28 protein-coding genes are annotated in these 15,722 nt (G+C 54.3%); all 28 read left to right on the top strand.

Annotated elements, in window-relative coordinates; genetic code table 11:
• Positions 1-104: 104 nt before the first annotated feature.
• The 28 genes from rpsG (at position 105) to rpsK (ending at position 15,705) form a co-directional block, all read left to right on the top strand.
• Positions 105-575, top strand: coding sequence for a 30S ribosomal protein S7 (gene rpsG, locus GIW79_RS16310; RefSeq protein ID WP_002555493.1), 471 nt, complete (start codon positions 105-107; stop codon positions 573-575).
• Positions 576-605: 30 nt separating this feature from the next.
• A complete protein-coding gene (fusA, locus tag GIW79_RS16315) occupies positions 606-2,711 on the top strand; it encodes an elongation factor G (protein WP_003194651.1) in 2,106 nt (701 codons plus the stop codon).
• Between the two features lie 30 nt (positions 2,712-2,741).
• Complete coding sequence (tuf, locus tag GIW79_RS16320; protein ID WP_005791980.1) at positions 2,742-3,935, top strand: elongation factor Tu; 1,194 nt, start codon at positions 2,742-2,744, stop codon at positions 3,933-3,935.
• A gap of 158 nt (positions 3,936-4,093) precedes the next feature.
• Positions 4,094-4,405: a 30S ribosomal protein S10 gene (gene rpsJ, locus GIW79_RS16325; protein WP_003186070.1), complete on the top strand. Its 312-nt coding sequence runs from the start codon at positions 4,094-4,096 to the stop codon at positions 4,403-4,405.
• A gap of 81 nt (positions 4,406-4,486) precedes the next feature.
• On the top strand, positions 4,487-5,122 hold the full coding sequence (rplC, locus tag GIW79_RS16330) for a 50S ribosomal protein L3 (protein ID WP_003194649.1): 636 nt from the start codon (positions 4,487-4,489) through the stop codon (positions 5,120-5,122).
• Between the two features lie 12 nt (positions 5,123-5,134).
• Positions 5,135-5,737, top strand: coding sequence for a 50S ribosomal protein L4 (gene rplD, locus GIW79_RS16335; RefSeq protein WP_003176424.1), 603 nt, complete (start codon positions 5,135-5,137; stop codon positions 5,735-5,737).
• On the top strand, positions 5,734-6,033 hold the full coding sequence (rplW, locus tag GIW79_RS16340) for a 50S ribosomal protein L23 (protein WP_002555488.1): 300 nt from the start codon (positions 5,734-5,736) through the stop codon (positions 6,031-6,033). Before rplD ends, rplW begins: the two co-directional genes overlap by 4 nt.
• A 14-nt stretch (positions 6,034-6,047) precedes the next feature.
• Entirely contained in the window at positions 6,048-6,872 is an 825-nt protein-coding gene (rplB, locus tag GIW79_RS16345; protein ID WP_003186055.1) for a 50S ribosomal protein L2, read from the top strand.
• Positions 6,873-6,888: 16 nt separating this feature from the next.
• Positions 6,889-7,164: a 30S ribosomal protein S19 gene (rpsS, locus tag GIW79_RS16350; protein WP_002555486.1), complete on the top strand. Its 276-nt coding sequence runs from the start codon at positions 6,889-6,891 to the stop codon at positions 7,162-7,164.
• 11 nt (positions 7,165-7,175) lie between these two features.
• On the top strand, positions 7,176-7,508 hold the full coding sequence (rplV, locus tag GIW79_RS16355; protein ID WP_003103908.1) for a 50S ribosomal protein L22: 333 nt from the start codon (positions 7,176-7,178) through the stop codon (positions 7,506-7,508).
• Positions 7,509-7,521: 13 nt separating this feature from the next.
• The gene (gene rpsC / locus GIW79_RS16360; protein ID WP_003176422.1) at positions 7,522-8,208 is read left to right on the top strand and encodes a 30S ribosomal protein S3; all 687 of its coding nucleotides are present in this window, start codon (positions 7,522-7,524) and stop codon (positions 8,206-8,208) included.
• Positions 8,209-8,220: 12 nt separating this feature from the next.
• On the top strand, positions 8,221-8,634 hold the full coding sequence (gene rplP / locus GIW79_RS16365; RefSeq protein ID WP_003176421.1) for a 50S ribosomal protein L16: 414 nt from the start codon (positions 8,221-8,223) through the stop codon (positions 8,632-8,634).
• Positions 8,634-8,825, top strand: a complete 192-nt coding sequence (gene rpmC, locus GIW79_RS16370; protein WP_002555481.1) for a 50S ribosomal protein L29 — start codon at positions 8,634-8,636, stop codon at positions 8,823-8,825. Before rplP ends, rpmC begins: the two co-directional genes overlap by 1 nt.
• Positions 8,826-8,827: 2 nt before the next feature.
• A complete protein-coding gene (gene rpsQ, locus GIW79_RS16375) occupies positions 8,828-9,094 on the top strand; it encodes a 30S ribosomal protein S17 (RefSeq protein ID WP_003194644.1) in 267 nt (88 codons plus the stop codon).
• Positions 9,095-9,117: 23 nt separating this feature from the next.
• Entirely contained in the window at positions 9,118-9,486 is a 369-nt protein-coding gene (gene rplN, locus GIW79_RS16380; protein WP_002555479.1) for a 50S ribosomal protein L14, read from the top strand.
• 11 nt (positions 9,487-9,497) lie between these two features.
• A complete protein-coding gene (gene rplX / locus GIW79_RS16385; RefSeq protein WP_003176416.1) occupies positions 9,498-9,812 on the top strand; it encodes a 50S ribosomal protein L24 in 315 nt (104 codons plus the stop codon).
• Positions 9,813-9,834: 22 nt separating this feature from the next.
• Positions 9,835-10,374 carry a 50S ribosomal protein L5 gene (gene rplE, locus GIW79_RS16390; protein ID WP_003194642.1) on the top strand — a complete coding sequence of 180 codons (540 nt, stop codon included), beginning with the start codon at positions 9,835-9,837 and terminating at the stop codon, positions 10,372-10,374.
• 13 nt (positions 10,375-10,387) lie between these two features.
• Complete coding sequence (gene rpsN, locus GIW79_RS16395; RefSeq protein ID WP_003176414.1) at positions 10,388-10,693, top strand: 30S ribosomal protein S14; 306 nt, start codon at positions 10,388-10,390, stop codon at positions 10,691-10,693.
• A gap of 208 nt (positions 10,694-10,901) precedes the next feature.
• Positions 10,902-11,294 carry a 30S ribosomal protein S8 gene (gene rpsH, locus GIW79_RS16400; RefSeq protein ID WP_003176413.1) on the top strand — a complete coding sequence of 131 codons (393 nt, stop codon included), beginning with the start codon at positions 10,902-10,904 and terminating at the stop codon, positions 11,292-11,294.
• A 12-nt stretch (positions 11,295-11,306) separates the two neighbouring features.
• The gene (rplF, locus tag GIW79_RS16405) at positions 11,307-11,840 is read left to right on the top strand and encodes a 50S ribosomal protein L6 (protein WP_003194640.1); all 534 of its coding nucleotides are present in this window, start codon (positions 11,307-11,309) and stop codon (positions 11,838-11,840) included.
• 10 nt (positions 11,841-11,850) lie between these two features.
• A complete protein-coding gene (rplR, locus tag GIW79_RS16410) occupies positions 11,851-12,201 on the top strand; it encodes a 50S ribosomal protein L18 (RefSeq protein ID WP_003186037.1) in 351 nt (116 codons plus the stop codon).
• A 3-nt stretch (positions 12,202-12,204) separates the two neighbouring features.
• Positions 12,205-12,705 (top strand): 30S ribosomal protein S5, encoded by a 501-nt coding sequence (rpsE, locus tag GIW79_RS16415; RefSeq protein ID WP_003176409.1) that lies wholly within the window; start codon positions 12,205-12,207, stop codon positions 12,703-12,705.
• Between the two features lie 2 nt (positions 12,706-12,707).
• Complete coding sequence (rpmD, locus tag GIW79_RS16420; protein WP_003176408.1) at positions 12,708-12,884, top strand: 50S ribosomal protein L30; 177 nt, start codon at positions 12,708-12,710, stop codon at positions 12,882-12,884.
• 3 nt (positions 12,885-12,887) lie between these two features.
• A complete protein-coding gene (gene rplO, locus GIW79_RS16425; RefSeq protein ID WP_003176407.1) occupies positions 12,888-13,325 on the top strand; it encodes a 50S ribosomal protein L15 in 438 nt (145 codons plus the stop codon).
• Positions 13,326-14,654, top strand: a complete 1,329-nt coding sequence (secY, locus tag GIW79_RS16430; RefSeq protein WP_003194637.1) for a preprotein translocase subunit SecY — start codon at positions 13,326-13,328, stop codon at positions 14,652-14,654. It begins immediately after the preceding gene.
• Between the two features lie 28 nt (positions 14,655-14,682).
• The gene (gene rpmJ / locus GIW79_RS16435) at positions 14,683-14,799 is read left to right on the top strand and encodes a 50S ribosomal protein L36 (protein WP_002555468.1); all 117 of its coding nucleotides are present in this window, start codon (positions 14,683-14,685) and stop codon (positions 14,797-14,799) included.
• A gap of 129 nt (positions 14,800-14,928) precedes the next feature.
• On the top strand, positions 14,929-15,285 hold the full coding sequence (gene rpsM, locus GIW79_RS16440; RefSeq protein WP_003194635.1) for a 30S ribosomal protein S13: 357 nt from the start codon (positions 14,929-14,931) through the stop codon (positions 15,283-15,285).
• Positions 15,286-15,315: 30 nt separating this feature from the next.
• Complete coding sequence (gene rpsK / locus GIW79_RS16445) at positions 15,316-15,705, top strand: 30S ribosomal protein S11 (RefSeq protein ID WP_002555466.1); 390 nt, start codon at positions 15,316-15,318, stop codon at positions 15,703-15,705.
• The last annotated feature ends 17 nt before the right edge of the window (positions 15,706-15,722 follow it).

Below are 15,722 nucleotides of genomic sequence, written 5' to 3' on the forward strand. Positions count from 1 at the left end.
AAACCTGAATCATCTTATTTTCTGAGTCGATAAGAGTAAGGTCGGAGGCGTCCCGAAAGGGCACCGATTCCGAGCGAACCTGAAGACCGTTTGAGGGCTTATCCATGCCAAGAAGACGCGTAGCAGCCAAGCGCGAAGTGCTTGACGATCCAAAATACGGAAGCCAAATCCTGGCCAAGTTCATGAACCACGTGATGGAAAGCGGCAAGAAAGCCGTTGCCGAGCGTATCGTTTATGGCGCGCTGGAAAAGGTTAAAGAACGCAAGAACAGCGACCCCCTGGAAATCTTCGAGAAAGCTCTCGACGCCATCGCTCCGCTGGTCGAAGTGAAGTCGCGCCGTGTAGGCGGTGCTACTTACCAGGTTCCGGTTGAAGTTCGCCCGTCCCGTCGTAACGCTCTGGCAATGCGCTGGTTGGTAGACTTCGCCCGTAAGCGCGGCGAGAAGTCTATGGCTCTGCGTTTGGCCGGCGAACTGTTGGACGCTGCTGAAGGTAAAGGTGCTGCTGTTAAGAAGCGTGAAGACGTGCACCGTATGGCTGAAGCCAACAAAGCTTTCTCGCACTACCGCTTCTAATTTTAGCTTCACTAATTTTGCGAGGGCTTTATGGCTCGTACTACTCCGATTAGCCGCTACCGTAACATCGGTATCGTCGCTCACGTGGATGCTGGTAAAACCACCACCACCGAGCGCGTACTGTTTTACACCGGCAAAAGTCACAAAATGGGCGAGGTGCATGACGGCGCCGCGACCACGGACTGGATGGTTCAGGAGCAGGAGCGTGGTATTACCATTACTTCTGCTGCTATTACCGCCTTCTGGAAAGGTTCCGAGAAGCAGTACAAAGACGAGCATCGCTTCAACGTAATCGATACCCCGGGCCACGTAGACTTCACCATTGAAGTTGAACGTTCCCTGCGCGTACTCGACGGCGCTGTCGTTGTGTTCTGCGGCACCTCGGGTGTTGAGCCTCAGTCGGAAACCGTATGGCGTCAAGCCAACAAGTACGGTGTTCCACGTCTTGTTTATGTAAACAAGATGGACCGTGCTGGTGCCAACTTCCTGCGCGTGATCGGTCAGATCAAGCAGCGTCTGGGTCACACTCCGGTGCCTATCCAGTTGGCTATCGGTTCCGAAGACAACTTCCAGGGTCAGATCGATCTGATCAACATGGAAGCTGTTTACTGGAATGATTCCGACAAGGGTATGGTTCCTGTTCGTAAGCCTATCCCTGAAGAACTTCAGGAACTGGCTGACGAGTGGCGCAACAACATGGTTGAGGCTGCTGCCGAAGCCAGCGAAGAGCTGATGAACAAATACCTCGAAGGTGAAGAGCTCACCAACGTGGAAATCAAGGCCGCTCTGCGTCAGCGTACTATCGCTGGTGAGATCGTCTTGGCTGTTTGCGGTTCCTCGTTCAAGAACAAGGGTGTTCCCCTGGTTCTCGACGCCGTTATCGACTACCTGCCTGCTCCAACCGACATTCCTGCTATCAAGGGTTCCAACCCTGATAACGAGGAAGAAGAAATGGAGCGTCACGCCGATGACAACGAGCCGTTCTCGGCTCTGGCGTTCAAGATCGCTACCGACCCATTCGTGGGTACTTTGACCTTCGTTCGCGTTTACTCGGGCGTGTTGGCCTCCGGCGACGGCGTGATCAACTCGGTTAAAGGCAAGAAAGAGCGCGTGGGTCGTATGGTGCAAATGCACGCAAACGCCCGTGAAGAGATCAAGGAAGTACGCGCTGGTGACATCGCGGCCCTGATCGGCATGAAGGACGTCACCACTGGTGAGACTTTGTGCGACGCTGCCAAGCCAATCATCCTGGTTCGCATGGACTTCCCGGAGCCGGTTATTTCGGTTGCCGTAGAGCCTAAGACCAAGGATGACCAGGAAAAAATGGGTATCGCTCTGGGCAAGCTTGCTCAGGAAGATCCATCTTTCCGCGTCAAGACTGATGAAGAGACTGGTCAAACGATCATCTCCGGCATGGGCGAGCTGCACTTGGACATCCTGGTTGACCGGATGCGCCGTGAGTTCAACGTCGAAGCCAACATCGGTAAGCCTCAGGTTTCCTATCGTGAGCGCATCACGAAGAACTGTGAAATCGAAGGCAAGTTCGTTCGTCAATCCGGCGGTCGTGGTCAGTTCGGTCACTGCTGGATCCGTTTTGCTCCTGCTGACGAAGGTCAGGAAGGTCTGCAATTCGTGAACGAAGTAGTAGGTGGTGTTGTTCCTAAGGAATACATCCCTGCTATCCAGAAGGGTATCGAAGAGCAGATGAAGAACGGTGTTGTTGCCGGCTATCCGCTGATCGGCCTGAAAGCAACCGTTTTTGACGGTTCTTACCACGACGTCGACTCCAACGAGATGGCGTTTAAGGTGGCTGCTTCCATGGCAACCAAGCAACTGGCCCAGAAGGGCGGTGGTGAGTTGCTTGAGCCAATCATGGCGGTAGAAGTTGTTACACCTGAAGACTATATGGGTGATGTCATGGGCGACCTTAACCGTCGTCGCGGCATGATCTTGGGTATGGAAGACACGGTTTCCGGCAAAGTGATTCGCGCCGAGGTTCCGTTGGGTGAGATGTTCGGTTATGCGACCGACGTTCGCTCCATGTCCCAGGGTCGCGCAAGCTACTCTATGGAATTCAAAAAATACAACACAGCTCCGGCGCACATCGCTGAAACTGTATCCAAAAAACAAGGCTGATTCAGTCCTTTAGGCAAGGAGTTAATTGTCGTGGCTAAAGAAAAATTTGATCGTTCCCTACCGCACGTAAACGTTGGCACCATCGGCCACGTTGACCACGGTAAAACCACTCTGACCGCTGCTCTGACTCGCGTCTGCTCCGAAGTTTTCGGTTCGGCTCGTGTTGACTTCGACAAGATCGACAGCGCACCAGAAGAAAAAGCTCGTGGTATCACCATCAACACCGCGCACGTTGAGTACAACTCGACTATTCGTCACTACGCTCACGTTGACTGCCCAGGTCACGCTGACTACGTGAAGAACATGATCACTGGTGCTGCCCAGATGGACGGCGCTATCCTGGTTTGCTCGGCCGCTGATGGTCCGATGCCACAAACCCGTGAGCACATCCTGCTGTCCCGCCAGGTTGGCGTTCCGTACATCGTGGTTTTCCTGAACAAGGCTGACCTGGTAGACGACGCTGAGCTGCTGGAACTGGTTGAGATGGAAGTGCGCGATCTGCTGAGCACTTACGACTTCCCGGGCGACGACACTCCGATCATCATCGGTTCTGCTCGTATGGCTCTGGAAGGCAACGACGAAAACGAAATGGGCACCACTGCCGTTCGTAAACTGGTTGAAACTCTGGACAGCTACATCCCAGAACCAGTTCGTCTGACCGACAAGCCGTTCCTGATGCCAATCGAAGACGTATTCTCGATCTCCGGTCGCGGTACTGTTGTGACTGGTCGTATCGAGCGCGGTATCGTTCGCGTTCAGGATCCACTGGAAATCGTTGGTCTGCGTGACACTACTGTCACCACCTGCACCGGTGTTGAAATGTTCCGCAAACTGCTCGACGAAGGTCGTGCTGGCGAGAACTGCGGCGTTCTGCTGCGTGGTACCAAGCGTGACGACGTTGAGCGTGGCCAGGTTCTGGTTAAGCCGGGTTCGGTCAAGCCGCACACCAAGTTCACCGCAGAAGTTTACGTTCTGAGCAAAGAAGAAGGCGGCCGTCATACTCCGTTCTTCAAAGGCTACCGTCCACAGTTCTACTTCCGTACTACTGACGTGACCGGTAACTGCGAATTGCCAGAAGGCGTTGAAATGGTAATGCCAGGCGATAACATTCAAATGACTGTTACCCTGATCAAAACCATCGCAATGGAAGACGGTCTGCGCTTCGCTATCCGTGAAGGCGGCCGTACCGTTGGTGCTGGCGTTGTAGCTAAAATCATCGAGTAATCTCTCTTTTGAGTGAGCTCTGATGTTTTGAAAAGGCCCCCGCTTAGCGGGGGCCTTTTTTATTGGGTTGACACCTATCTAGGGCGTCTATAGAATTGCGCCTCCTTTTAACGGGCGTATTGCGCCCGGTGGGAATAGCAGCCGGAGTCTGAAATCCAATGCAAAATCAGCAAATCCGTATCAGGTTGAAGGCTTTTGACCATCGCCTGATCGACCAATCCACCCAGGAAATCGTGGAAACCGCGAAACGTACTGGTGCTCAAGTGCGTGGTCCAATTCCACTGCCTACCCGTAAAGAGCGGTTCACCGTTCTGGTCTCCCCGCACGTCAACAAAGACGCGCGTGACCAGTACGAGATCCGTACTCATAAGCGCGTACTGGACATCGTCCAGCCAACGGATAAAACCGTTGATGCACTTATGAAGCTCGATCTGGCGGCCGGTGTGGAAGTACAGATCAGCCTCGGCTAAGACTTGGGTCTTAGTCGTGTAACGCTCTGAAATGGGCGGCCATAGCGGGTGAAAGCCCCGTACACTCATGAGGTTTACAACATGACTATTGGTGTAGTCGGTCGTAAATGCGGTATGACCCGTATTTTCACCGAAGAAGGTGTCTCCATTCCGGTCACGGTCATTGAGATCGAACCGAATCGCGTCACCCAGTTCAAAACTGAAGAAACCGATGGCTATCGTGCAGTGCAAGTCACTGTCGGCGAGCGTCGTGCTTCGCGCGTGACTGCTGCTCAAGCAGGTCACTTCGCTAAAGCAAACGTTGCAGCTGGTCGTACTGTCATGGAGTTCCGTCTTGAAGACGGCGACTACCAGGCTGGCGATCTGATCAACGCTGAAATCTTCGCCGCTGGTCAACTGGTTGATGTAACCGGTCAGTCCAAGGGTAAAGGCTTCCAGGGTACGATCAAGCGTTGGAATTTCCGTGGTCAAGACAACACTCACGGTAACTCCGTTTCCCACCGCGTCCCGGGCTCTATTGGCCAGTGCCAGACTCCTGGTCGTGTATTCAAGGGCAAAAAAATGTCCGGTCATATGGGCGCTGAGCGCGTGACCGTGCAGTCCCTCGAAGTAGTGCGCGTCGACGCTGAACGCAATCTGTTGTTGGTCAAGGGTGCTGTTCCTGGCGCTACTGGCGGCAACCTGGTTGTACGTCCAGCGGCCAAGGCTCGCGGTTAAGGGGAAGCTGACATGCAATTAAATGTAAATGACGCTCAAGCGATCGAAGTTTCCGAACTGACATTTGGCGGCGAATTCAACGAGACGCTCGTTCACCAAGCAGTCGTGGCCTACATGGCCGGCGGCCGTCAAGGTAGCAAGCAGCAAAAGACCCGTTCCGACGTACGTGGTGGCGGTAAGCGCCCTTGGCGTCAGAAAGGCACTGGCCGTGCTCGTGCCGGTACTATCCGTAGCCCAATCTGGCGTGGCGGCGGTACCACTTTCGCAGCTCGTCCACAGGATCACTCTCAGAAGCTCAACAAGAAGATGTACCGCGCAGCACTGCGCTCCATCCTTGCTGAACTCGTGCGTACTGATCGTCTGGTCGTGGTTCAGGACTTCGCTGTTGAAAGTCCAAAAACCAAAGATCTGCTGGGCAAACTGAACAACATGAGCCTGACCGACGTTTTGATCGTGTCCGAAGCTGTTGATCAGAACCTGTACCTGGCTGCTCGCAACCTGCCACACGTTGATGTACGTGACGTGCAAGGTTCCGATCCAGTTAGTCTGATCGCATACGACAAGGTGTTGATCACCGTGTCGGCCGTGAAGAAATTCGAGGAGCTGCTGGGATGAACCAGGAACGCGTATTTAAAGTTCTGCTTGGCCCGCACGTTTCCGAAAAGGCTACGGTTCTGGCTGACAAGAAAGGCCAGTTCGTTTTCAAGGTTGCAACTGACGCAACCAAGCTGGAAATCAAGAAGGCCGTCGAAAGCCTGTTCAGCGTGAAAGTAGAGCGTGTTACTACCCTGAATGTTCTGGGTAAGAGCAAGCGCACTGCTCGCGGTCTGGGCAAGCGTAATGACTGGAAGAAGGCAGTTATCTCCCTTCAGCCAGGCCAAGATCTCGATTTCAGCAGCAGTGCTGAGTAAGGAAGGGGTGCATCATGGCAATCGTTAAATGCAAACCGACTTCCCCTGGCCGCCGTTTTGTGGTCAAGGTGGTCAACCAGGAGCTGCATAAAGGCGCTCCTCACGCACCGCTGCTCGAGAAAAAATCGAAGTCTGGTGGTCGTAACAACAATGGTCGTATTACCACTCGTCACATCGGTGGTGGCCATAAGCAGCATTATCGTCTGGTCGACTTCCGTCGCAACGACAAAGATGGCATCGCTGCCACTGTCGAGCGTATCGAATACGATCCAAACCGTACTGCTCACATCGCTCTGCTGCTGTACGCAGATGGCGAGCGTCGCTACATCATCGCCCCTAAAGGCGTGAGTGCTGGCGACCAGCTGATCGCAGGTGCTCTGGCACCGATCAAGCCGGGCAACGCTCTGCAACTGCGTAACATTCCAGTTGGTAGCACCGTACACGGCATCGAATTGAAGCCAGGTAAAGGCGCACAGATCGCTCGTTCCGCTGGTGCTTCGGCTCAGTTGATCGCTCGTGAAGGTGTCTACGTGACCCTGCGTCTGCGTTCTGGTGAGATGCGTAAAGTACTGGCTGAATGCCGTGCGACCCTGGGCGAAGTCTCGAACTCCGAGCACAGCCTGCGTTCGTTGGGTAAAGCTGGTGCCAAACGCTGGCGTGGCGTTCGCCCAACCGTTCGTGGTGTTGCCATGAACCCGGTTGACCACCCACACGGTGGTGGTGAAGGTCGTACCTCTGGTGGTCGTCATCCGGTATCGCCATGGGGCTTCCCGACTAAGGGCGCGAAGACTCGTGGTAATAAGCGTACCGACAAAATGATCGTCCGTCGTCGCAAGTAAATAGAGGGATACGACAGTGCCACGTTCTCTGAAAAAAGGTCCTTTTATTGATCTTCACCTACTGAAGAAGATCGAAGTGGCGGCGGAAAAGAACGATCGCAAACCAGTTAAGACCTGGTCGCGTCGTTCGATGATCCTGCCACAAATGGTCGGTCTGACCATCGCAGTACACAACGGTCGTCAACACGTCCCAGTTCTCGTTAACGAAGACATGGTCGGCCACAAACTGGGCGAGTTCGCCGGTACCCGCACTTATCGTGGGCACGTGGCAGACAAGAAAGCCAAGCGTTAAGGGGTTAGGAAATGGAAGTAGCCGCTAAGTTGTCGGGCGCTCGAATCTCCGCCCAGAAAGCCCGCTTGGTCGCCGACCAGATCCGCGGGAAGAAGGTGGGCGAAGCGCTCAACCTGTTGGCTTTCAGCAGTAAGAAAGCCGCCGAGATCATGAAGAAAGTGCTGGAGTCGGCCGTAGCCAACGCCGAGCATAACGAAGGCGCAGACGTTGATGACCTGAAGGTCAGCACCGTTTTCGTCAACGAAGGGCGTTCGCTGAAGCGCATCATGCCACGTGCCAAAGGCCGTGCTGATCGCATCGTCAAGCGGTCTTGCCATATCACTGTCAAGGTTGCTGACAAGTAACGGAGTCGAAGAGATGGGTCAGAAAGTACATCCCATTGGCATTCGCCTGGGAATCGTCAAGGAGCACACCTCCGTCTGGTACGCAGACGGTCGGACTTATGCGGACTACTTGTTCGCTGATCTGAAGGTGCGTGAGTATCTCCAAGACAAACTAAAAAGCGCGTCCGTAAGCCGTATCGATATCCATCGTCCGGCCCAAACTGCACGTATCACCATCCACACCGCTCGTCCAGGTATCGTTATCGGGAAGAAAGGTGAAGATGTTGAGAAACTGCGTCAGGACCTGACCAAGCAAATGGGTGTGCCTGTGCACATCAATATCGAAGAGATCCGCAAGCCGGAGCTCGACGGTATGCTGGTTGCGCAGAGCGTAGCTCAGCAGCTGGAGCGTCGCGTAATGTTCCGTCGCGCTATGAAGCGCGCCGTACAGAACGCCATGCGCATTGGTGCCAAAGGCATCAAAATCCAAGTGAGCGGTCGTCTCGGCGGTGCTGAAATCGCACGTACTGAATGGTATCGCGAAGGTCGTGTGCCACTGCACACCCTGCGTGCCGACATCGACTATGCCAACTACGAAGCTCACACCACTTACGGTGTGATCGGTGTAAAGGTTTGGATCTTCAAAGGCGAAGTAATTGGTGGTCGCCAAGAAGAACTGAAACCACAAGCACCAGCGCCTCGTAAAAAAGCTGCTAAGTAAGGGGTACGCCAAATGTTGCAACCTAAGCGTACGAAGTTCCGCAAGCAGATGACAGGCCACAACCGTGGTCTGGCTCAGCGCGGTAGCAAAGTCAGCTTCGGCGAGTTCGCGCTGAAGTCTGTAGCTCGTGGTCGTCTCACCGCTCGTCAGATCGAGTCAGCGCGTCGTGCTCTGACCCGTCACGTAAAACGTGGCGGCAAGATCTGGATCCGTGTATTCCCGGACAAGCCGATCTCCAAAAAACCTCTCGAGGTTCGGATGGGTAAAGGTAAGGGTAACGTGGAATACTGGGTAGCCCAGATTCAGCCAGGCAAAGTCCTGTATGAAATCGAGGGTGTTTCTGAAGAGCTGGCGCGTGAGGCTTTCGCCCTGGCTGCTGCAAAGCTGCCGCTCGCCACCTCCTTTGTTAAACGGACGGTGATGTGATGAAAGCGAATGAACTTCGTGAAAAATCCGCACAGCAGCTGAACGAGCAACTGCTCGGCCTGCTGCGCGACCAGTTCAATCTGCGTATGCAGAAAGCAACTGGCCAGTTGGGGCAGTCTCATCTGCTCTCGCAAGTTAAGCGTGACATCGCTCGCGTGAAGACTGTGCTCAACCAGCAGGCAGGTAAGTGATCATGGCTGAAGCCGAAAAGACTGTCCGTACGCTGACTGGCCGTGTTGTCAGCGACAAGATGGACAAAACCATCACCGTTTTGATCGAGCGTCGCGTTAAGCACCCGATCTACGGTAAATATGTTAAGCGTTCGACTAAGCTGCACGCGCACGACGAAACCAATCAGTGCCACATCGGCGACAAAGTCACTATTCGTGAAACTCGTCCGATGGCCAAGACCAAGTCTTGGGCACTGGTTGATGTTCTCGAACGCGCTGTGGAAGTCTAAGGACTAGGGGTCGGAGAAATTATATGATTCAGACTCAATCCATGCTCGATGTGGCCGATAACAGCGGCGCTCGCCGTGTTATGTGCATCAAGGTGCTGGGTGGCTCCCATCGTCGTTACGCTGGTATCGGTGACATCATCAAAGTTACCGTGAAGGAAGCAATTCCTCGCGGTAAGGTGAAAAAAGGCCAAGTGATGACTGCTGTTGTAGTCCGCACTCGTCACGGCGTACGTCGTGCTGATGGCTCCATTATCCGCTTTGATGGCAACGCTGCTGTTCTTCTGAACAACAAGCAAGAGCCGATCGGCACCCGTATCTTTGGGCCAGTGACCCGTGAACTTCGTACTGAGAAGTTCATGAAGATCGTCTCGCTCGCCCCAGAAGTGCTGTAAGGAGATCCGACATGCAAAAGATTCGTCGTGACGACGAGATCATCGTGATCGCCGGCAAAGACAAAGGTAAGCGCGGTAAGGTGCTTAAGGTTCTCGCTAATAACCGTCTGGTTATCGGTGGTCTGAACCTGGTCAAGCGTCATACCAAGCCTAACCCGATGTCGGGCGTGCAGGGCGGTATCGTCGAGAAAGAAGCTCCGCTGGATGCTTCTAACGTCGCCATCTTCAACGGCGAAACCAACAAGGCTGACCGCGTTGGTTTCAAAGTAGAAGACGGTAAGAAAATTCGTGTCTTCAAGTCGACCCAAAAAGCGGTTGATGCTTGAACACTGCTAGGTAGATTAGACCATGGCACGACTACAAGAGATTTACCGGAAGGAAATCGCCCCTAAGCTTAAGGAAGAACTTAAGCTCGGGAACGTGATGGAAGTTCCGCGCGTCACCAAAATCACCCTGAACATGGGTCTGGGCGAAGCGATCGGCGACAAAAAAGTCATCGAGCACGCTGTTGCTGACCTGGAAAAGATCACCGGTCAAAAAGTCGTTGTGACTTACGCTCGGAAATCCATCGCTGGCTTTAAAGTCCGTGAAGGTTGGCCGATCGGCGTCAAAGTGACTCTGCGCCGTGAGCGTATGTACGAATTCCTGGATCGTCTGCTGTCGATCTCCCTGCCTCGGGTCCGCGACTTCCGCGGCCTGAATGCCAAGTCCTTCGATGGTCGTGGTAACTACAGCATGGGCGTGAAAGAGCAGATCATCTTCCCGGAAATCGACTACGACAAGATCGATGCTCTCCGCGGTCTGGACATCACCCTGACCACCACTGCCAAGAACGATGATGAAGGCCGCGCTCTGCTGCGTGCGTTCAAATTCCCGTTCCGCAACTGATTGGAGTAGGACCATGGCCAAGATGAGCATGAAAAACCGCGAGCTGAAGCGTCAGCTCACGGTTGCCAAGTACGCCAAGAAGCGTGCAGCACTGAAAGCAATCATCGTTGATCTGAACGCAAGTCCAGAAGCGCGTTGGGAAGCTACAGTTGCTCTGCAGAAGCAGCCACGTGACGCAAGCGCTTCGCGCATGCGTAACCGCTGCCGCCTGACCGGTCGTCCACACGGCGTTTACCGCAAGTTCGGCCTCGGCCGTAACAAACTGCGTGAAGCGGCAATGCGTGGTGACGTACCAGGTCTGGTTAAAGCCAGCTGGTAAGTACTTTCAACGTCCAGGTGGTCGGAATCGCAAGATACTGACCGCCGGTGACCTTGAATCTGGATCAAGCCCCTTTTGGGGCTTGTTTCATTTCTGGAGTATGTCTAAAATACGCGGCTCGCCTGAGCCCGTGTTTTTTGTGCTCGGAGATTCTCGGCGACATATGTAGCCGCAAGGCTAATTTTTTTGTATTAGGAGCGTCTAGCCCATGAGTATGCAGGACCCGTTAGCGGACATGCTAACTCGTATCCGTAATGCCCAGATGGCTGAAAAGTCCGTCGTAAGCATGCCATCTTCCAAGTTGAAGGTAGCTGTTGCCAAAGTCCTGAAAGACGAAGGCTACATTGCGGGTTATCAGATCAGCAGCGAAATCAAACCACTGCTGTCCATCGAGCTGAAGTACTTCGAAGGCCGTTCGGTCATCGAGGAAGTGAAGCGCGTTAGCCGTCCAGGCCTGCGTCAGTACAAGTCCGCTGAAGATCTGCCGAAAGTTCGTGGCGGTCTGGGCGTGTCTATCGTCTCCACCAACAAAGGTGTGATGACGGATCGTGCTGCGCGCGCTGCCGGTGTCGGCGGCGAAGTTCTTTGCACTGTGTTCTAAGGGGGGATAAGCATGTCTCGCGTCGCTAAGAACCCCGTTAAGCTGCCAGCCGGTGTCGAAGTCAAATTCGCAGGCCAACAGCTTTCGGTGAAGGGTGCCAAGGGTACTCTTGAACTGAACATCCATTCGTCCGTTGAGATCGTTGAAGAAGCTGGTGAGCTGCGTTTCGCTGCTCGCAATGGCGATCAACAAACTCGCGCAATGGCCGGTACCACGCGTGCGTTGGTAAACAACATGGTCCAAGGCGTAAGCCAAGGCTTCGAGCGTAAGCTCCAGCTGGTCGGTGTTGGTTACAAAGCGCAAGCAAAAGGCACGGTTTTGAACCTTGCCCTTGGCTTCTCGCACCCAGTGGATTACGAACTGCCAGCGGGCATCACTGCTGAGACTCCTAGCCAGACCGATATCCTGATCAAGGGCATCGACAAGCAGCTGGTAGGTCAAGTGGCCGCTGAGATCCGCGACTTCCGTCCACCAGAGCCGTACAAAGGCAAAGGTGTGCGCTACGCGGACGAAGTCGTCCGTCGTAAAGAAGCCAAGAAGAAGTAGGGCATAGCAAATGACCGACAAAAAAGTTACTCGACTGCGTCGCGCTCGCAAAGCACGCCTGAAAATGCACGAGCTCGAAGTCGTGCGTCTCTGCGTGTTCCGCTCGTCGCAGCACATCTACGCCCAGGTCATCTCGGCCGACGGCAACAAAGTCCTGGCAAGCGCCTCGACTTTGGATAAAGAACTGCGTGATGGTGCCACTGGCAACATCGACGCGGCCACAAAGGTTGGCCAGCTGGTCGCTACGCGTGCTAAGGCCGCTGGCGTCTCGCAAGTGGCTTTCGACCGCTCTGGCTTCAAGTACCATGGCCGCGTGAAAGCGCTGGCTGATGCTGCTCGTGAAGCTGGGCTGGAGTTCTAAGTTATGTCAAATAACGACCAAAAGCGCGACGAAGGCTACATTGAGAAGCTGGTTCAAGTTAACCGCGTAGCCAAAACCGTTAAAGGCGGCCGTATCTTCACTTTCACCGCGTTGACCGTGGTGGGTGATGGTAAAGGGCGTGTTGGCTTCGGCCGTGGCAAGTCACGTGAAGTGCCTGCTGCGATCCAGAAGGCAATGGAAGCTGCTCGTCGCAACATGATCCAAGTTGATCTGAACGGCACCACTCTGCAGTACGCAATGAAGTCCGCTCACGGCGCTTCGAAGGTGTACATGCAGCCTGCTTCTGAAGGTACCGGTATCATCGCTGGCGGCGCTATGCGTGCTGTCCTCGAAGTTGCTGGCGTTCAGAACGTTCTGGCCAAGTGCTACGGCTCGACTAACCCGGTAAACGTGGTTCACGCCACTTTCAAGGGTCTGAAGGCTATGCAATCTCCTGAGTCCATCGCTGCCAAGCGTGGCCTGACTGTCAAGGAGATCTTCTGATCATGGCTACCGTTAAAGTAACGCTGATCAAAAGCATGACCGGCCGCATCCCTAACCACAAATTGTGCGTTAAAGGTTTGGGTCTGCGTCGCATCGGTCACACTGTAGAAGTCCAGGATACTCCCGAGAATCGCGGGATGATCAACAAGGCTTACTACATGCTGCGTGTAGAGGGTTAATCGATGAAACTCAATGATCTGAGTCCAGCGCCGGGTTCCCGTCGCGAAAAGCATCGTCCGGGCCGTGGTATCGGTAGTGGTTTGGGTAAGACCGGTGGCCGTGGCCACAAGGGTCAAACCTCCCGCTCCGGTGGCACCATTGCTCCAGGCTTTGAAGGCGGTCAACAGCCGCTGCATCGTCGCCTGCCTAAGTTCGGTTTCGTGTCCCTGAAAGCTATGGATCGCGCAGAAGTGCGTCTGTCCGAGCTGGCTAAAGTGGAAGGCGACATCGTTACTGTGCAGACCCTGAAAGATGCCAACGTGATCAACGTCAACGTACAGCGTGTGAAAATCATGCTGTCCGGTGAAGTGACTCGCGCTGTCACTATCGGCAAGGGAATCGGCGCCACCAAAGGTGCGCGTTCGGCTATCGAAGCAGCTGGCGGCAAGTTCGAGGAATAAATGGCTAAGCAAGGTGCTCTCTCAGCGCTCGGCAAAGGCGGTATGTCTGAACTTTGGGCTCGTCTGCGTTTTCTGTTCCTGGCGATTATCGTCTACCGAATAGGCGCACACATCCCGGTTCCAGGTATCAACCCGGACCGACTCGCAGACCTGTTTCGACAGAATGAGGGGACCATTCTTAGCTTGTTCAACATGTTTTCCGGCGGCGCGCTGGAGCGGATGAGCATCTTTGCACTGGGGATCATGCCGTATATCTCGGCATCGATCATCATGCAGCTGATGACAGCCGTCAGCCCGCAGCTGGAGCAGTTGAAGAAGGAAGGTGAAGCTGGCCGTCGCAAGATTAGCCAGTACACCCGCTACGGCACTGTCGTCCTCGCCCTGGTTCAAGCTATCGGCATGTCCGTTGGCCTGGCAGGGCAGGGCGTTGCGTTCACTGGTGACTTTGGCTTCCATTTCGTCGCGGTATCCACGTTTGTGGCTGGTGCGATGTTCATGATGTGGCTGGGTGAGCAGATTACTGAGCGTGGTGTTGGCAACGGTATCTCGATGTTGATTTTCGCAGGTATCGTCGCCGGTCTTCCGAGAGCAATCGGGCAGTCTTTCGAGTCTGCGCGTCAGGGTGATATCAATATCTTCGCCTTGGTTGCCATCGGTTTGCTGGCAGTAGCGATTATCGGTTTTGTGGTGTTCATTGAGCGTGGCCAGCGTCGTATTGCTGTTCACTACGCCAAGCGTCAGCAGGGCCGTAAGGTCTTTGCTGCGCAGACCAGCCACTTGCCGCTGAAAGTGAATATGGCCGGTGTTATTCCGGCAATTTTCGCGAGCAGCATCTTGCTGTTTCCGGCTTCGTTGGGTACCTGGTTTGGTCAGTCTGAAAATATGGGCTGGCTGCAGGACCTCTCTCAGTCGATCGCTCCTGGTCAGCCGTTGAATATTCTGCTGTTTAGTGCAGGGATTATTTTCTTCTGCTTCTTCTATACGGCGTTGATGTTCAATCCGAAAGACGTAGCGGAAAACCTGAAGAAGTCCGGTGCCTTTATTCCGGGTATCCGTCCAGGTGAGCAGTCGGCACGCTACATTGATGGCGTTCTGACCCGTTTGACCCTGTTCGGTGCTCTATATATGACGGCCGTGTGCTTGTTGCCCCAGTTCCTGGTGGTTGCAGCAAACGTTCCGTTCTACCTTGGCGGGACCTCGTTGCTGATCGTGGTCGTGGTTGTGATGGACTTCATGTCCCAAGTACAATCGCACCTCGTTTCGCACCAGTACGAATCCCTGATGAAGAAAGCCAACCTGAAGGGCTACGGCAGCGGCATGTTGCGCTGAGTACCCCATAAGGTTCGAGGAGTTGGTGATGAAAGTTCGTGCATCGGTGAAAAAGCTGTGCCGTAACTGCAAGATTATTCGCCGCGAAGGTGTTGTTCGAGTAATTTGCAGCGCGGAACCGCGTCACAAACAGCGCCAAGGCTGAGTGTGATCCGCTTGAAGCCCGGCAGCTAGTGCGCTGCCGGGTTGATTATTTGTTATTACAGCGATATTATCTCGCGCCCTATTTCTTGGCTTCCGGGGCGTAGGTAGCTGTCAATTGGAGTCCCACTGAATGGCCCGTATTGCAGGCGTTAACATTCCAGATAACAAGCACACTGTTATCTCGCTGACCTACATCTATGGTGTTGGTCGCACTACTGCGCAGAAAATTTGCGCAGTTGCTGGGGTAAACCCAGCCGCTAAGATCAAGGATCTGAGCGACGAGCAGATTGAACAGCTGCGTGGCGAAGTGGCGAAGTTCACCACTGAAGGTGACCTGCGTCGCGAAATCAACATGAAAATCAAGCGTTTGATGGACCTCGGTTGCTATCGCGGTCTGCGTCATCGTCGTGGTCTTCCAGTACGCGGTCAGCGTACCAAGACTAACGCGCGTACCCGTAAAGGTCCGCGTAAGCCGATCCGCAAGTAATCGCCCCAGCGAATCGACAGGAAAATTATCATGGCAAAACCTGCTGCTCGTCCTCGTAAAAAAGTTAAAAAGACAGTGGTTGATGGCATCGCCCACATCCATGCATCTTTTAACAACACCATCGTGACCATCACCGACCGTCAAGGTAACGCGCTTTCTTGGGCTACCTCCGGTGGTTCGGGTTTCCGCGGTTCCCGCAAGTCCACCCCGTTTGCTGCTCAAGTAGCTGCTGAACGTGCTGGTCAAGCTGCGCTGGAATATGGCCTGAAAAACCTCGACGTTAACGTCAAAGGTCCAGGTCCAGGTCGTGAGTCTGCTGTCCGTGCTTTGAACGGCTGTGGCTATAAGATCGCCAGCATCACCGACGTGACGCCAATCCCGCACAACGGGTGCCGTCCGCCGAAGAAGCGCCGCGTGTAATCCAGGAGATTGTAAAG

The organism is Pseudomonas sp. PA-7-1E (assembly GCF_021605325.1).
Lineage (GTDB): Bacteria > Pseudomonadota > Gammaproteobacteria > Pseudomonadales > Pseudomonadaceae > Aquipseudomonas > Aquipseudomonas fluorescens_BV.

Coding starts and splice junctions, on each gene's coding strand:
- rpsG (WP_002555493.1), top strand. CDS start 105: ATGCCAAGAAGACGCGTAGCAGCCAAGCGCGAAGTGCTTGACGATCCA.
- rpmC (WP_002555481.1), top strand. CDS start 8,634: ATGAAAGCGAATGAACTTCGTGAAAAATCCGCACAGCAGCTGAACGAG.
- rplX (WP_003176416.1), top strand. CDS start 9,498: ATGCAAAAGATTCGTCGTGACGACGAGATCATCGTGATCGCCGGCAAA.
- secY (WP_003194637.1), top strand. CDS start 13,326: ATGGCTAAGCAAGGTGCTCTCTCAGCGCTCGGCAAAGGCGGTATGTCT.
- rpsQ (WP_003194644.1), top strand. CDS start 8,828: ATGGCTGAAGCCGAAAAGACTGTCCGTACGCTGACTGGCCGTGTTGTC.
- rplB (WP_003186055.1), top strand. CDS start 6,048: ATGGCAATCGTTAAATGCAAACCGACTTCCCCTGGCCGCCGTTTTGTG.
- rplN (WP_002555479.1), top strand. CDS start 9,118: ATGATTCAGACTCAATCCATGCTCGATGTGGCCGATAACAGCGGCGCT.
- rpmJ (WP_002555468.1), top strand. CDS start 14,683: ATGAAAGTTCGTGCATCGGTGAAAAAGCTGTGCCGTAACTGCAAGATT.
- rpmD (WP_003176408.1), top strand. CDS start 12,708: ATGGCTACCGTTAAAGTAACGCTGATCAAAAGCATGACCGGCCGCATC.
- rpsC (WP_003176422.1), top strand. CDS start 7,522: ATGGGTCAGAAAGTACATCCCATTGGCATTCGCCTGGGAATCGTCAAG.
- rpsE (WP_003176409.1), top strand. CDS start 12,205: ATGTCAAATAACGACCAAAAGCGCGACGAAGGCTACATTGAGAAGCTG.
- rplV (WP_003103908.1), top strand. CDS start 7,176: ATGGAAGTAGCCGCTAAGTTGTCGGGCGCTCGAATCTCCGCCCAGAAA.
- rplF (WP_003194640.1), top strand. CDS start 11,307: ATGTCTCGCGTCGCTAAGAACCCCGTTAAGCTGCCAGCCGGTGTCGAA.
- rpsN (WP_003176414.1), top strand. CDS start 10,388: ATGGCCAAGATGAGCATGAAAAACCGCGAGCTGAAGCGTCAGCTCACG.
- rplR (WP_003186037.1), top strand. CDS start 11,851: ATGACCGACAAAAAAGTTACTCGACTGCGTCGCGCTCGCAAAGCACGC.
- rplD (WP_003176424.1), top strand. CDS start 5,135: ATGCAATTAAATGTAAATGACGCTCAAGCGATCGAAGTTTCCGAACTG.
- rplW (WP_002555488.1), top strand. CDS start 5,734: ATGAACCAGGAACGCGTATTTAAAGTTCTGCTTGGCCCGCACGTTTCC.
- rplC (WP_003194649.1), top strand. CDS start 4,487: ATGACTATTGGTGTAGTCGGTCGTAAATGCGGTATGACCCGTATTTTC.
- rpsH (WP_003176413.1), top strand. CDS start 10,902: ATGAGTATGCAGGACCCGTTAGCGGACATGCTAACTCGTATCCGTAAT.
- rpsK (WP_002555466.1), top strand. CDS start 15,316: ATGGCAAAACCTGCTGCTCGTCCTCGTAAAAAAGTTAAAAAGACAGTG.
- rplE (WP_003194642.1), top strand. CDS start 9,835: ATGGCACGACTACAAGAGATTTACCGGAAGGAAATCGCCCCTAAGCTT.
- rplO (WP_003176407.1), top strand. CDS start 12,888: ATGAAACTCAATGATCTGAGTCCAGCGCCGGGTTCCCGTCGCGAAAAG.
- rplP (WP_003176421.1), top strand. CDS start 8,221: ATGTTGCAACCTAAGCGTACGAAGTTCCGCAAGCAGATGACAGGCCAC.
- rpsM (WP_003194635.1), top strand. CDS start 14,929: ATGGCCCGTATTGCAGGCGTTAACATTCCAGATAACAAGCACACTGTT.
- fusA (WP_003194651.1), top strand. CDS start 606: ATGGCTCGTACTACTCCGATTAGCCGCTACCGTAACATCGGTATCGTC.
- rpsJ (WP_003186070.1), top strand. CDS start 4,094: ATGCAAAATCAGCAAATCCGTATCAGGTTGAAGGCTTTTGACCATCGC.